Source organism: Streptomyces broussonetiae, from assembly GCF_009796285.1.
Classification (GTDB): domain Bacteria; phylum Actinomycetota; class Actinomycetes; order Streptomycetales; family Streptomycetaceae; genus Streptomyces; species Streptomyces broussonetiae.
The window spans coordinates 6,136,167-6,150,183 of record NZ_CP047020.1 but is presented as its reverse complement, the minus strand read 5'-3'; the positions used below and the strand labels follow the sequence as shown (position 1 = coordinate 6,150,183).

The following is a 14,017-nucleotide window of genomic DNA, read 5'->3' as shown; positions in this document are numbered from 1 at the left end:
CGTGCACGCCCCCAGGATGAGGGCATGGCGAACCCCTCCTGGCTGCGCGCGGCCGTCCTGACCACCACTGCCGTGCTGCTGTCCACACTGCTGGCCGGATGCGGCGGCGGCGCCAAGGACGGGGATCTCAGGGCGCAGAAGCTGGACTGGAAGGACTGCCCGGCCCCGTCCGAGGCCGAGGGCGGCGGCAGCGCGCCGTCCCCGCTGCCGAACGGCGGCACATGGCAGTGCGCCACCATGAGAGCGCCGTTGGACTGGGGCAAACCCAAGGGGGACACCATCGGCATCGCCCTGATCCGCGCCAGAGCCAGCGGCCCCGCGAGCGAGCGGATCGGTTCGCTCGTGTTCAACTTCGGCGGCCCCGGCGGCAGCGGCGTGAGCACGCTGCCCGCGTTCGGTGAGGACTACGCCGCCCTGCGCACCCGCTACGACCTGGTCAGCTTCGACCCGCGCGGGGTCGGCAGCAGCACGCCGGTGAAGTGCGAGAACGACTCCCAGCTGGATGCGTACTTCCAGCAGGACGGGACCCCCGACGACAGCGCCGAGCGCACCGCGCTGCTGAACCGCACCAAGCAGTTCAACGCGGCCTGTGAGAAGAACTCCAGGAAGATCCTGCCGCACGTGGCGACCACGGACGCGGCCCGCGACATGGATCTGCTGCGTCAGGTCCTCGGCGATGACAAGCTGCACTACTTCGGCATCTCCTACGGCACCGAACTCGGCGGCGTGTACGCCCACTTGTTCCCCAAGAACGTCGGCCGGGCCGTCTTCGACGGCGTCGTCGACCCCACGCAGAACCCCGAACAGGGTTCACTCGGCCAGGCCCGGGGCTTCCAGCTCGCGCTCGACAACTTCGCCGAGGACTGCACGTCGAAGACCACGGAGTGCCCGATCGGCAACACCCCGCAGGAGGTGAAGGACCGCATCGCGAAACTGCTGACCGACCTGGACAAGAAGCCGATCTCCGGCATCCCGCCGCGCCAGCTCACCGAGACCGCCGCGACCAACGGCATTGCGCAGTCCTTGTACTCCAAGGATTTCTGGGAGTACCTCACCGAGGGCCTGGAGCAGGCGTACGACGGTGACGGAAAGATCCTGCTGCTGCTGTCCGACTCGTTGAACGGCAGGAACGAGGACGGCGAGTACAACAACCTCACCGCGGCGAACACCGCCATCAGCTGCGCCGACCAGAAGCCGAGGTACACCGCCGACTACGTCCAGCAGAAGCTGCCCGAATTCCGGGCCGCCTCACCGCTGTTCGGGGACTTCCTGGCCTGGGGCCTGGTCAGCTGCACCAACTGGCCCGTGCCGGGCGCCGCCGACCATCCCGACGTCAGCGCGCCCGGATCGGCGCCCATCCTCGTCGTCGGCAACACCGGCGACCCGGCCACTCCGTACGAGGGCGCGAGGAAGATGGTCGACGCGCTCGGCAAGGGCGTAGGAGTCGAGCTGACATACAAGGGCCAGGGGCACGGTGCCTACGACAGCAAGGACAAGTGTGTGCAGAGCGCGGTGAACAGCTACCTGCTGGAGGGCAAGGTGCCGACGAGCGGCGCGGTCTGCACCTGAACCACCCCTCCGCCGAACCATCCTTCAGCCGCCTAGAACTCGCAGGTCAGAGGGTTATCCACAGGCCGCCACGGCCACGGCCCGACGGATCTACCATGGCCTCAACGCCCGGCGCGGCACGACGCGAAGGGCCTGCGAGGGGGGTGCGCATGAGGCAGTTCCTGTGCTGGACGGCCGCCGTGACCGCGGCGCCGGCCATGCCGTCCGGCGCCCGTCCGCACGAAGCGGCAACCGGTCGGGGCCGCACAGATCCCACCGGCGTTCGGGGGCTTCCTCTTGGGTCGGTACACAGCCGGCTGGTGCCACGACGGGCCTGTGCCCGGCCCGTTCGGCACACCACGACCCGGCCGACGCGTGCGGGGGCGGTGACGCGGACGGGGGCTCCGGGCGCCGTACGCACCCGAAGCCCCCGCCACCCACATCAAGGAACCGGCTCAGTAGACCGGCTTGTCGGGTTCGATCTGGTTGACCCAGCCGATGACACCGCCGCCCACGTGAACGGCGTCGGCGAAGCCCGCGGACTTCAGGACGGCGAGGACCTCCGCACTGCGGACACCCGTCTTGCAGTGCAGGACGATCTTCCTGTCCTGCGGGAGGCCCTCCAGGGCGCTGCCCATGAGGAACTCGTTCTTGGGGATCAGCTTGGCGCCGGGGATCGAGACGATCTCGTACTCGTTCGGCTCGCGGACGTCGATGATCTCGATGTTCTCGCCGTCGTCGATCCACTCCTTGAGCTGCTTGGGAGTGATCGTGGAGCCGGCGGCCGCCGCCTGGGCCTCCTCGGACACGACGCCGCAGAAGGCCTCGTAGTCGATGAGTTCGGTGACGGTCGGGTTCTCACCGCAGACCGCGCAGTTCGGGTCCTTGCGGACCTTCACCGTGCGGTACTGCATCTCCAGGGCGTCGTAGATCATCAGGCGGCCGACGAGCGGCTCTCCGATGCCCGCCAGGAGCTTGATGGCCTCGTTGACCTGGATGGAGCCGATGGACGCGCACAGCACGCCCAGGACGCCGCCCTCGGCGCAGGAGGGGACCATGCCCGGGGGCGGGGGCTCCGGGTAGAGGCAGCGGTAGCAGGGGCCGTGCTCGGACCAGAAGACGGACGCCTGGCCGTCGAAGCGGTAGATCGAGCCCCAGACGTACGGCTTGTTCAGCAGCACGCAGGCGTCGTTGACCAGGTAGCGGGTCGCGAAGTTGTCGGTGCCGTCGACGATCAGGTCGTACTGGCTGAAGATGTCCATCACGTTGTCGGCCTCGAGCCGCTCCTCGTGAAGGATCACGTTCACGTACGGGTTGATGCCCTTGACGGTGTCACGGGCGGATTCGGCCTTGGAGCGGCCGATGTCGGCCTGCCTGTGGATGATCTGGCGCTGCAGGTTCGACTCGTCGACCTCGTCGAACTCCACGATGCCGAGGGTGCCCACGCCGGCGGCGGCCAGGTACATGAGCGCGGGCGAGCCCAGGCCGCCCGCGCCGACACACAGCACCTTGGCGTTCTTCAGCCGCTTCTGCCCGTCCATGCCCACGTCGGGGATGATCAGGTGGCGGGAGTACCGGCGGACCTCGTCTACGGTGAGCTGATCAGCTGGCTCGACCAGGGGTGGCAGCGACACGGGGACTCCGTTGGTCGGTCAATCACTACAGTTGTTCTCCCCGTAACACTGCCACGCCCTTCTTCATTCCGAGACACCTGTTCCGACACGCGAGACGATGTCGTCCCAGTAGCCGGGCATGGTCTCCCAGGGGTCGGCACGGCCGCCGCGGTCCGTGCGGTCGGTGAAGTAGATCGTCGCGGCTCCCTGCCAGCGGGCGATGCGCAGCGCCTCGTCCAGGTGGCCGTGGGGTACGCCGTGCACGAAGTGGCAGAAGCGGTCCGGCGGATAGTCGGCGGTCCACTCGGCGGCCTGCGACCAGCGGTAGTCGGACCAGGAACCGCAGAAGGTCACCAGTTGGTCGGCGTTCTCCGCGTAGCCGGGGTGCGGGTGGCTGCCTTGGCCGAGGACGATGTGAGCGGCGTCATAGATCGTCCGGAGTGTGGTGACCACGCGGCGGACATCGGGCAGCGCACCGCGCTCGGCGGGGCAGCGGTCCAGCAGGAATCCGTCGGCGCGGTACCAGTCGAGGTGGCGGTGGGCGTCGGCGAGCAGGTCGCCGAAGGCGCGGGCGCCGTACGCGAGGTCCAGGTGGCCAAGGACGCGGACGCCGGCGCCCCGCAGCCGGCCCGCGGCTTCCAGACAGTGCGGGTCGGGGCGAGTGCCGGGCCCCGCCGCCACGTTGAGGACGACCCAGTCCAGCGGGATGCCCGGGCGGGTGAGTTCGCCCCACTGGGCAGGGGCGACGAGCGGATGGGCGTAGCCGGGGACGCCGAGCGCGGTGCGCAGGCCGGTGCTCGTGGTGCTCGCGGTGCTGCTGGTCAGATGCGGCATGCCGCCTCCATCCAGATGTCTGCCAGGGATTCTTCGAGATTGATGCGGGGCCGCCAGCCGAGCCGGTCACGCGCGGTGCGCACGTCGGCCTGCTGCCAGCTGCCGCAGCCGTCCGGGTACGGGTACGCGACCGGGGCCACGTGGTCGGAGTCGGTGCGGGGATGGCCGATGGCGTTGCGCAGCGGGCCGGGCGGGGCGTCGAGTTCGTGCAGCGCGCCGCCGTACCCGGCGACCCGGGCCAGCACGGCGGCGGCGTCCCGGAGTCGTACGGCGCGGCCGGAGCCGATGTTGATGACGCCCTGCGCGGCGGAGAGCGAGGCGGCGTGCACGGCGCGGGCGACGTCGCGTACGTCGACGAAGTCGCGCTGGACGCCGAGCCCGCCGAGTTTGAGTTCGCCGTCTCCGGACTGCATGGCGCGGCGCATGGCCTCGGCGAGGCGGCCCAGCGGGGAGCCGGCCGGGGTGCCGGGGCCGGCCGGGGAGAAGACGCGCAGCACGACGGCGTCCAGGCCCGAGCCGAGGACCAGTTCGGTCGCGGCGAGCTTGCTGACGCCGTACGGGCCGCCGGGGCGGGGCACGGCGTCCTCGGCCGTGGAGGAGCCCGGCTGGCTGGGGCCGTACTCCGAGCCGCAGCCGACCTGCACGAGACGGGCGCCGCAGCCGCTGCGGCGCAGGGCCTCGCAGACGGTGGCGACGGCGACGGTGTTGTGCCGGGTGAGGTCGCGGGCGCCGCCGCGGGTGGCACCGGCGCAGTTGACGACGACGCCGGGGTGGACCGCGTCGAGGAAGCGGGTGAGTGCGCCCGGGCTGCCGGAGGCGAGGTCGAAGCGGACGTCGGCGTCGTCGCCGCGGCCGAGCGCGGTGAGCTGGACGGCCGGGTCGGCGAGCAGGCGGTCGGCGACGAAGCGGCCGATGTATCCGTTGGCTCCGATCAGCAGGACCCTCATCGTGCGGCTCCCGGGGTGTGCGCGCCGACGGAGCCGGCCGTGGCAAGGGCTCCGGTCGCTGCGGGCGCTCCGGCGGTTCCGGTGGCTCCGGACGCTCCGGGTCGGGAGGTGGTCATCTGGTGTTCTCCTTCAGAGGGGTGGCGCGGGTGCCTGCGGTGGCGGGCCGGGGGCGGAAGGTTCACTCGGGGGCTCCCGTGGGCGCGTGGGCCGAGGCCCGGGTGAGGGCGCGGCCGGCGTGGACCAGCAGGGCCAGGGCCGCGCAGCCGCAGGCCAGGGCTGGTACGGCGGCCGTGCCCCAGGTGTTCGCGAGGGTCCGGACGGGAGCCGCCAGAAAGGCGCAGCCGGGCAGCCGGCCGGCCAGCGGCAGGGCGAGGGCCGCCACCTCCGTCGCCGCCGCGGCGCTCAGCGCGAGAGCGGGCGCGTGCCGGTGGCGGTGTACAACGAGCAGACGGGCGAGCAGGAGCAGGGCACCCAGGGTGAGGGCCTGCGGGTAGGCCGCGGGTTCGTGCAGGAGCCTGCCGCACAGCAACAGCAGTACGGTGAGCGCGCCCACGAACAGGGTGAAGGTGCCGAACAGCAGCGGTTTGGCGGCGGACGTGAAGTCCTCCAGCCCCCGGCTGCCCGCCAGCCTGCGGCGGGCACCTGCGCTGAGCAGGTGGGCGCACCAGGCCGCCGGGGTGCAGGCCAGGGTGAGGGCCAGGGCGGGGGCGAGGGCCGTGGGCCAGGGGCCGTCCGGGGCGCCGGTCGGCAGGGCGTCGGGGCCGCCCGTCAGGACGGCCCCGAGGAGCCCGTCGCCGAGGAGGGCGTAGCCGAGCAGCCAGAGGGTCCACGCGCGCGTGCCGGTCCCTGTGCGCCACACCCGCGTGCGGGACGGGCCCGCGAGCGGGCCGCGGCGCAGCACCGCGCGGGCGGCGAGGGCAAGGGCGAGGACGCCGCCGAGAGCGGTGAGAAGACGCAGGTGTCCGTGGGTGAGGCGCAGTCCGGCCGCGGTGGCCGCACCGAGCGCACCGGGCAGGAGGGCGAGCAGGGCCCAGTCGGCCCGGACGCGGGGTACGGGCAGGGGGTCGGGCTCGGGACGCCCCTCACCACCGCTGCGCGGCACGCGCGCGTACAACTCCTCGGCCAGCGAGAAGACATCGCGATGCCGGAACCGGGCCGCGGCCCGGTCGGTGATGCCGTGCGCCTCCAGCCCGGCGGCGATCTCCAACGGATCCACCGCCTGCTCGCACAGCTCACGGTGCCGGTGCAGCAGGGCCTTCACGGGGTCGGCGGCACCGCGTCGGGGCGCGGTGCGCGCCGTCGGACCGGGGACGCTTGCGCCGGTCGGCGACGCACAGTGCCCGGGAACCTCCGGCACGGTCCTCGCGGATGCTTGTGGCTCCCTTGCCCCGAACCACTCCCCCGGCCGTGCGTCCCACGGTTCGGCGCCGCTGGGCATTGCGGGACGGTCGGATCTGCCGAGCCCGCCCTCGCTTCCGCGGTCGTCGTCCTGTACGCCCATCACGCCCCCTCCGCAGCCGCCAGTGGTGTCGCGCGGACCGGTGCGGTCGTGGCCCAGCCGGGGGCGGTCCGGGGCAGAACGCGGGCCGCGGGCCCGGTCCAGCGGCCGGGGACGCGGGACTCGGCGGGGGCGGCGAACGGCAGCGGTTCACCGGTCTCGTCGAGCACGACCCGGCGGACCGGGCAGTGCGAAACGATCTGCAGGTAAATGCCGTGAAATGCCGTGACGTTCTGCTCGACGGTGAACAGTTCGAGAGCGCGGGCGCGCGCGGCGGCGCCGAGGCGCTCACGGCGCTCGGGGTCGCGCAGCAGTGCCACGCACGCCTCGGCGAGCGCCCGTGGATTGCGCGGGGGCACGACGAGCCCGGTGCCGCCGATGACCTCCACCACCGCGCCGACGTCCGTGGACACCGTGGCCCGGCCGCAGAGCATGGCCTCGGCGAGGCCGATGGGGAAACCCTCCACCACGCTGGACAGCACGACGACCGCTCCGGTGGCGTACGCATCGGGCAGCGTCGGGGCCTCGGGTCCGCCGATCTCCTCGAAGGAGACCGGGTTGTCGCCGACGGCGTGCGCGCCGTCCGCCTCGTCCGGGAAGAGCTGCGCGGCGAGCGCCCGGCAGTGACCGAGGTAGACAGCGCCCTCGGGACCTAAGGGCGCGCCGACGATCCTGAGGCGCGCCTTGGGCTCCTCCTTGCGGACCTCCGCAAAGGCGTGCAGCAGCGAGATCAGGTCCTTGGCGGGTTCGACGCGCCCGACCCACACCAGGGTGTCGGGGTCGGCGCGGTCGGGGGACTCACCGACCTCGGCGAAGCGGGTGGCGTCCATGCCCGGGTAGACCGTGCGGATCCTGGCCCGGTCGGCGCCGCACCGTTCCTGCCAGCGGCGGGCGTGCGCGTTGCCGGGTGTGAGGATCTCGGCGCGCCGGTAGACCTCGGCGGCGAGCCGGCCGTGGAAGGCGCCGAGGAGCGCGCGTACGGCGGGGGCGGCGGCGTCGGGGCCGAGGCCCAGGTAGTGCGAGCGCAGTGGCACGCCGTACTCGGTGACGAGCAGCGGTACGCCGCACAAGTGCCGGGCGAGCAGCCCGGGCAGGGCGGCAGGGCCGCCCGCGGTGGCGTGGCAGAGGTCGGCCGCGCCGAGGCCGTCGTCGCCGTACCAGTCGAGGGACAGGGGCCGCAGGGCGCGTTCGAGGTGTGCGGTGACGGCGAGCAGGTCGGGGACGCGCGCCTCGCGTGCCGTGCGCAGCGCGCCGGGGGCGCGGCAGGCTCGTTCCAGGGTGCGCACGGCGGCGTCCGAGCGCAGGGCACCGACGAGTCCGGCCTTTTCGCGGGCAAGTTCGGCGAGTCCGTACAGCGCGCTGCCGAAACGGTCCGCCAGATCGGCGGACCCACCGCCGGCCCCCTCTCCCGAGGCGTCCGCCGACGCGCCCTCGCGCGCGCCGCCGGCTTCCGGAGCGGCTCCGGCGCACACCGTCGCGACCAGTTCCCCGTAGCACTCGGTGAAGCGCCGTCGCGCGCGCCACCCGTATGCGGCCCCGTCGTCGGCCGTCCACAGCGGCGCCGTACGCACACGGCTCACCTGGGGCGGGAGCTGGACCCAGCCCTCGTCCTCCTGGCGCCGGCTGCGGCTGAGCGCGTAGATGTCGAACTCGTGCTGCTCGAGCCCGCGCACGAGCCGGTCGCACCAGAGTCCGGCGTCACCGCTCACATACGGGTAGCCACCCTCCGTAAGCAGTCCGATGCGCACGTGTGCACCCCCGATCTCCCTTCTGGGGAGCCGCCGTTGTCCCGGCGGCTCGCAGCGGGACGAACGTAAGCGGACAAGGCGGTGGCGCGACGGACGGTTGTCCATCGCGCCACCAAAAGGGGTGAACGGTCGTAACTTTCGCGTGCAGGTCGCGTTCCGTCGCGCTATGAGTTCAGAGCGTCATCGCTCATGCGCGAAACGTTACGCCAGGCCCACCCCGCTGCCCGACCGTGTCACGCCGCTCCCCGACCGCGTCACGCCGCGGCAGGTTCGCGCCGGGCCGCGCGCCGCTGGGCCGCCAGCTCCGGATCGAGCGCGGGTACGGCGGCCAGGAGCTGCTGGGTGTACGGCTCGCGCGGGCTGTCGTACACCTCGTCGGCCTGCCCGTACTCGACGACCCGGCCGCGGTGCATCACCGCGACCCGGTCGCTGACCTGCCGTACGACGGCGAGGTCGTGCGCGATGAAGACCAGCGCGAGGCCTAGTTCCCGCTGCAACTCGCCGAGCAGGCCGACCACCTGGGCCTGTGTGGTGACGTCGAGCGCGGAGACGGGCTCGTCGCAGACGATGACGCGCGGCTCGGCGGCGAGCGCCCGGGCGATGCCGATGCGCTGGCGCTGGCCGCCGCTGAACTCGTGCGGGTAGCGGTCGTAGTGCGCCCTTTCGAGCCCCACGCGCTCCAGCAGTTCCGCCACACGCCCCCGGATGCGCTCCTCGTCCCGGTCTCCACGCGCGCGCAGCGGGTCGGCGACGGACTCGCCCACGCTACGACGGGGGTTGAGCGAGGAGACCGGGTCCTGGAAGACCATCTGGACGGCCGGGTTCACCGTGGTGTGTGCGCGGCCCTCGTAACGGATCGCGCCGGCCGTCGGCTCGAGCAGACCGACGAGCATCCGGCCGAGCGTGGTCTTGCCGCTGCCGCTCTCCCCGACGACGCCGAGGGTCTCGCCGCGGCGGACGGTCAGCGAGACGTCGTCCACGGCCGCGAACGCCTGCCTGCCGCGCCCGAACTCGCGCCGCACCCCGGTGGCTTCCAGCACGATCTCGCCGGTGGCCCCGGAGCCGGTGCGGCGGGTGTCCACGCGCGGGACGGCGTCGAGGAGTTCGCGGGTGTACGTCTGGGCGGGCGCGGCGAGGACGGTGCCGACAGGGCCGCGCTCGACGGCCCTGCCGTGCCGCATGACGAGGATGTCGTCCACGCTCTCGGCGGCGACGCCCACGTCGTGGGTGACGAGCAGCAGGCCCATGCCCGTCTCCTCGCGCAGTGTGTGCAGCAGATCGAGGATCTGGGCCTGGACGGTGACGTCGAGGGCGGTGGTCGGCTCGTCGGCGATCAGCAGGTCCGGCTCGCAGGCGAGGGCCATGGCGATCAGGGCGCGCTGGCGCATGCCACCGCTGAACTCGTGCGGCCGGGACCGGGAGCGCCGTACCGCGTCCGGAATTCCCACTCTGTCCAGCGCCTCCACCGCACGCGCGCGTGCGGTACGACGCGTCACGCGCGTGTGCACGCGATAGACCTCGGCGATCTGGTCGCCGATCGCGTAGTACGGGTCGAGCGAGGACAGCGGGTCCTGGAAGACCATGGCGGCCTTGGCACCGCGCAGCCGGCGCAGTTCCTCGTCGGAGGCGTCCTGGACGTCGGTACCGGCCACATGGACCGCGCCGGCGACCCGCGCCCCGGTGCCCCGGTGCAGGCCCAGCAGGGCGCCCGCGACCGTGGACTTGCCGGAACCGGACTCGCCGACGAGGGCGAGGGCGGCGCCCTTCGCCAGGCTGAAGGACAGCCCGTCCACGGCCCGCAGGGAGCCGAACTCGACGGTCAGGTCCGTCACTTCCACCAGGCTCATGCGAGCACCACCCGTCGGTCGGCCACCGCGTACAGCACGTCCGCGACGGCGTTGGCGAGGACCACGAAGAAGCCGATGACCAGGACCATGCCGACGACCACCGGCAGGTCCACGACCTTCACCGCGTGGACCAGCTCCTGGCCCACGCCGGGCAGCCCGAAGAGGGTCTCGGTGAGGACGGCGCCGCCGACGGCCGAGCCGAAGGTGACGGCGTTGAGTGCGATGACGGACGCGGTCGCGCCGCGCAGCGCGTGCCGGACGATCACCGCGCGCTCGCCGACGCCGTACGCGCGGAAGGTGCGGATGTGGTCCTCGGCGAGGGTCTCCAGCATCGACGCCCGGGTGAGCCGGGCGAAGCTCGCCGCCTCGATGAGGGCGAGGGAGAGCCAGGGAAGCAGCAGGTTCCACGCCCACTGCTGGGGGTCGTCGGTGAAGTTCACGTACTCCGGGAAGGGCAGCAGCTGCAGCTCGCCGCAGACGACGATCATCAGCACCAGGCCGATGACGAAGACCGGCGTGGCCGTGCCCGCGAGGGTGATCGCGGTGAGTACCCGCTCGCTGAACCGGCCGCGCCGCCACGCGGACAGCACACCGGTGCCGACGCCGAGCACCAGCCAGATCACCATCGCGCCGAGCACCAGCGAGAAGCTCACCGGAAGCCTGGTCAGGATGATGTCCGTGACCTGCTGGTCGCTCTGGTACGACTCCCCGAGGCAGGGCGCCGAGCAGTGCTCGACGCCGGTGCCGGTCGAGAAGTCCTGGCCGGCGAGGATGCCCTGCAGGAAATGCCAGTAGCGCACGTACAGCGGGTCGTCGAGGTGCAGCTGCTGGGCGACCTGGTGGACCTGTTCCGGGGAGCAGCGCGGGCCGCAGGTGATCTGGGCGACGTTGCCGGGGGTGACGTAGAACACGACGTAGATGATCACCGAGAGCGCGAACAGGGTGACCGCGGCGCCGATGACACGGCGCAGGACGAAGCCGGTGAGGCCGCTCATGCCCGGTCCTCCTTCTTCCCTGCAACTGCGTCGTTCTGCATTGCGACCGCGTCCGCCTTGTCCGTTGCCGGCACGCCCTTGTCCGCGCGGGCCTCGAGCCTGCGCCCGGTGCCGATGCGCAGGCGCGAGGCCGCGCGCGGGTCGAGGGCCACGCGGACGCCGTCGCCGAGGACGGTCAGCGCGAACACGGTCACGAACAGGGCGGCGGCGGGCAGCAGCAGGTACTGCGGGGCCGCCTGGTACCAGACGTCGGCGGAGGTGAGCATCTGTCCCCAGGAGGGCGTCGGGGGCTTCACGCCGACGCCGAGGAAGGACAGGGCCGCCTCGGCGCTGATGTTCGAGGGGATCAGCAGCGCGGAGTACGTGATGACGGGCGCGGCCAGGCCCGGAAGGAGTTCGCGTACGGCGGTGCGCCAGGTGCTCCAGCCACTGAGCCGGGAGGCGGCGACGTAGTCGAGGTTCTTGAGGGTGAGGGTCTGGGCCCGCACCATCTTCGCCGTCGTGCTCCAGCCGGCGACCAGGGCGATGATCAGCGCGACGAGGACGGGCCGCGGGAAGCCGCTCGGGACGACGGCGAGCAGCGCAAGCGCCATGATCATCAACGGCATCGAGACGAAGATGTCGGTGATGCGGCTCAGGACCTGGTCGACCCAGCGGTTGCCGAGGCCGGAGGCCACGCCCATGGCGACGCCGAGGACGACCTGCAGCACCGTGGCGGCCAGCGCGACGCCCAGGGACACCTGAGCCCCGTAGACGAGCCGGGCGAACATGTCACGTCCGGTCTGCGGTTCGACGCCCAGCCAGTGGTCGGCGCTGATGCCGCCGAAGGAGCCGATGGGCACGCCTCCGCGCGCGGAGTCGACCAGGGACGGGTGGTACGTGGTGGGGTCCTGGCCCTCCAGGGCGGTGAGCAGCGGCGCGGCGAGCGCGACCAGGACGAGCAGCGCGACGACGGCCGCCGCGACCAGGGCGGCACGCTGCGCTCGCAGCCGCCGCCAGAACTGACGGGTCCCCGAGGCCGCCGGGACGGGCGCTTCCGTCCCGGCGGTCTCGACGGTGACAAGTGCCTCGCTCACGGCGCTACTTCACCGCGACCTGGGAGATGTCGAGGACGCCGGTCCAGTCGCTGATGACGATGTTCTTGACGTCCTTGCCGTACAGGCGCTTGTAGACGGGGTGGAACAGCGGCACGACGAGGGCCTGCTCACCGATCTTCTGGTCCAGTGCACCCCACCGCTTGGCAGCAGCGTCAAGGTTGGTCAACTTGTTGATCGCGTCAATCTCGTCATTGACCGACTTGTCATTGAGCAGACCCGTGTTGAAGTTCGCGCCGTCCTTGACGATCTGGCGGCCGTCGAAGATCGGGGCGAGGAAGGGACCGCCGGAGGGCCAGTCGGCACCCCAGTGGGCGAGGAAGAAGCCGGGCTCGGTCTTCACGCTGTGGATCGTGTCCCGGTAGTCGTTGTCCTCCAGCCCCTGCAGCTTGACCGTGACGCCGGCCTTCTTGAGCGCGTCCTGGACGGCGGTCGCGATCTCCGGGCTGGTCTCGAAGTCCTTGGCGTTGGAGTGGGTCAGCGTGATGGTGAGCCCGTTCTTGTAGCCGGCCTGCGCGAGCAGTTCCTTGGCCTTGGCCGGGTTGCCGGTGGCGCCGGCCGGGAACGGGTCGTAGGGCGTGTAGCCGAAGGACTTCTGGTTGGGCAGGAAGGTGGTCGCGGGCTCGGCGAGCGCGCTGCCCCCGGCGGCGTTGACCACCGAGGACCGGTCGACGGCATAGGCGATCGCCTGGCGCACCTTGGGGTTGTCGAACGGCTTCACGGTGGGGTTGAACGCGATGTAGTTCGTGTAGCCGAAGTGTCCGGTGCCCACGCGCGCGGCGAGGTCCCTGTCGCCGCTGACCTTGGCGAGTTCGGCCGGGCCGAGGTTGGTGTCCGTGGTGACCGCGGCCGAGTCCGCGCCCTGGGACGCGGACAGCCGCTGGTTGATCACGGAGGAGTCGAGGCCGGAGCGGACGTCGATGGTGTCCGGGTAGGCCTTGCGCTCGTCGTCGGTGGCCGCGGACCAGTACGTGTTGCGCGTGAGGACGACGTGCTCGCCGTCGTTCTCGTTCTTGACGACCTTGTACGGGCCGGACGAGACCGGGTGCTCCTCGTACTTGGTGCCGGTGTCCTTGCTCCTGGGCACCGGGGCGAACTGCGTCTGCGTGGCCAGGAACGGGAACTCGCCCTCGGGCTTGTTCAGGTGGAAGACGATGGTCCGGGAGTCCGGCGTCTCGATCGCCGGGAGCCCCTTCTTGTCCTTGTACGGCCCCTGGTAGTCGGCGGCACCGACCAGCCAGTCCCGCAGGTAGGGGGCGCCGCCGGACAGTTCGGGGGCGAAGGAGCGCTCGATGCCGTACTTGATGTCGGCCGAGGTGATCGGCGTGCCGTCCTCGTACGTGAGCCCCTTCTTCAGGGTGTACGTCCACACGGTCGCGTCCTTGCTGGGGCGCCCGGTGTCGGTGGCGAGGTCGGGGACGACCTTGGCGCCGGCCGCACCGTTCTCGCGGTTGCGCGTGGTGAGGGTGCGGAAGACCAGCGAGGGAACGTTGCCGCCGCCGGAGGTGTAGAGGCGGGCGGGGTCGAAGTCGGTCTGCGGCTGGGAGTTCAGCACCGTCAGGGTGCCGCCCTTGTGGGGCGTGGAGTCGCCACCGGAACCCTTGGCATCGTTGTCCTTCGGGCCGCAGGCGGCGGCGCCCGCTGCCACGACCAGGCTGACGGATGCCGCGGCCACGCGGCGCGCTATGACGGACGGTTGACGCATCGGAATGACGACCTCTCGGGGAACTGATCGGGCTCTGATCGAGGATTTCTCGAAGAGTGAGACATGTGGACGAGAAATGAGACGCCTGCGAGCAGACGTCGGCCTCGGCGCCGGGTCGTCGAAAAGCCCGTACCAGGGGTACGGACGCAGAAGGAAAAAGAAGAGTCGCGACGCGAACGCCGAGGAGG

Annotated in this window: 10 protein-coding genes; 1 reads left to right on the top strand and 9 read right to left on the bottom strand. The window is 71.8% G+C overall.

Annotation, left to right across the window (positions count from 1 at the left end):
* The first annotated feature begins 24 nt into the window (after positions 1-24).
* Positions 25-1,569, top strand: coding sequence for an alpha/beta hydrolase (locus GQF42_RS28465; RefSeq protein WP_158924514.1), 1,545 nt, complete (start codon positions 25-27; stop codon positions 1,567-1,569).
* A gap of 434 nt (positions 1,570-2,003) precedes the next feature.
* Here GQF42_RS28465 and moeZ read toward each other — a convergent pair whose 3' ends face one another.
* From moeZ to GQF42_RS28420, 9 genes are all read right to left on the bottom strand, one after another.
* A complete protein-coding gene (gene moeZ / locus GQF42_RS28460; protein WP_158924512.1) occupies positions 2,004-3,182 on the bottom strand; it encodes an adenylyltransferase/sulfurtransferase MoeZ in 1,179 nt (392 codons plus the stop codon).
* 63 nt (positions 3,183-3,245) lie between these two features.
* The gene (locus tag GQF42_RS28455) at positions 3,246-3,995 is read right to left on the bottom strand and encodes a spherulation-specific family 4 protein (protein ID WP_158924510.1); all 750 of its coding nucleotides are present in this window, start codon (positions 3,993-3,995) and stop codon (positions 3,246-3,248) included.
* Positions 3,983-4,942: an NAD-dependent epimerase/dehydratase family protein gene (locus GQF42_RS28450; RefSeq protein WP_158924508.1), complete on the bottom strand. Its 960-nt coding sequence runs from the start codon at positions 4,940-4,942 to the stop codon at positions 3,983-3,985. Before GQF42_RS28450 ends, GQF42_RS28455 begins: the two co-directional genes overlap by 13 nt.
* Positions 4,943-5,120: 178 nt before the next feature.
* Positions 5,121-6,203: a hypothetical protein gene (locus GQF42_RS28445; protein WP_158924506.1), complete on the bottom strand. Its 1,083-nt coding sequence runs from the start codon at positions 6,201-6,203 to the stop codon at positions 5,121-5,123.
* Positions 6,204-6,442: 239 nt separating this feature from the next.
* Positions 6,443-8,149: a glycosyltransferase gene (locus GQF42_RS28440; protein ID WP_233273810.1), complete on the bottom strand. Its 1,707-nt coding sequence runs from the start codon at positions 8,147-8,149 to the stop codon at positions 6,443-6,445.
* 293 nt (positions 8,150-8,442) lie between these two features.
* On the bottom strand, positions 8,443-10,035 hold the full coding sequence (locus GQF42_RS28435; RefSeq protein ID WP_158924502.1) for a dipeptide ABC transporter ATP-binding protein: 1,593 nt from the start codon (positions 10,033-10,035) through the stop codon (positions 8,443-8,445).
* The gene (locus tag GQF42_RS28430; RefSeq protein ID WP_158924500.1) at positions 10,032-11,030 is read right to left on the bottom strand and encodes an ABC transporter permease; all 999 of its coding nucleotides are present in this window, start codon (positions 11,028-11,030) and stop codon (positions 10,032-10,034) included. Before GQF42_RS28430 ends, GQF42_RS28435 begins: the two co-directional genes overlap by 4 nt.
* The gene (locus GQF42_RS28425; protein WP_158924497.1) at positions 11,027-12,106 is read right to left on the bottom strand and encodes an ABC transporter permease; all 1,080 of its coding nucleotides are present in this window, start codon (positions 12,104-12,106) and stop codon (positions 11,027-11,029) included. The genes GQF42_RS28430 and GQF42_RS28425 overlap by 4 nt, the downstream gene beginning before the upstream one ends.
* A 4-nt stretch (positions 12,107-12,110) precedes the next feature.
* A complete protein-coding gene (locus tag GQF42_RS28420) occupies positions 12,111-13,829 on the bottom strand; it encodes an ABC transporter substrate-binding protein (RefSeq protein WP_158924496.1) in 1,719 nt (572 codons plus the stop codon).
* Between the last annotated feature and the right edge of the window lie 188 nt (positions 13,830-14,017).

Excerpts from the sequence above, each read along its gene's own strand:
- GQF42_RS28465 (WP_158924514.1), top strand. The coding sequence starts at position 25 with ATGGCGAACCCCTCCTGGCTGCGCGCGGCCGTCCTGACCACCACTGCC.
- GQF42_RS28455 (WP_158924510.1), bottom strand. The coding sequence starts at position 3,995 with ATGCCGCATCTGACCAGCAGCACCGCGAGCACCACGAGCACCGGCCTG.
- GQF42_RS28450 (WP_158924508.1), bottom strand. The coding sequence starts at position 4,942 with ATGAGGGTCCTGCTGATCGGAGCCAACGGATACATCGGCCGCTTCGTC.
- GQF42_RS28435 (WP_158924502.1), bottom strand. The coding sequence starts at position 10,035 with ATGAGCCTGGTGGAAGTGACGGACCTGACCGTCGAGTTCGGCTCCCTG.
- GQF42_RS28430 (WP_158924500.1), bottom strand. The coding sequence starts at position 11,030 with ATGAGCGGCCTCACCGGCTTCGTCCTGCGCCGTGTCATCGGCGCCGCG.
- GQF42_RS28420 (WP_158924496.1), bottom strand. The coding sequence starts at position 13,829 with ATGCGTCAACCGTCCGTCATAGCGCGCCGCGTGGCCGCGGCATCCGTC.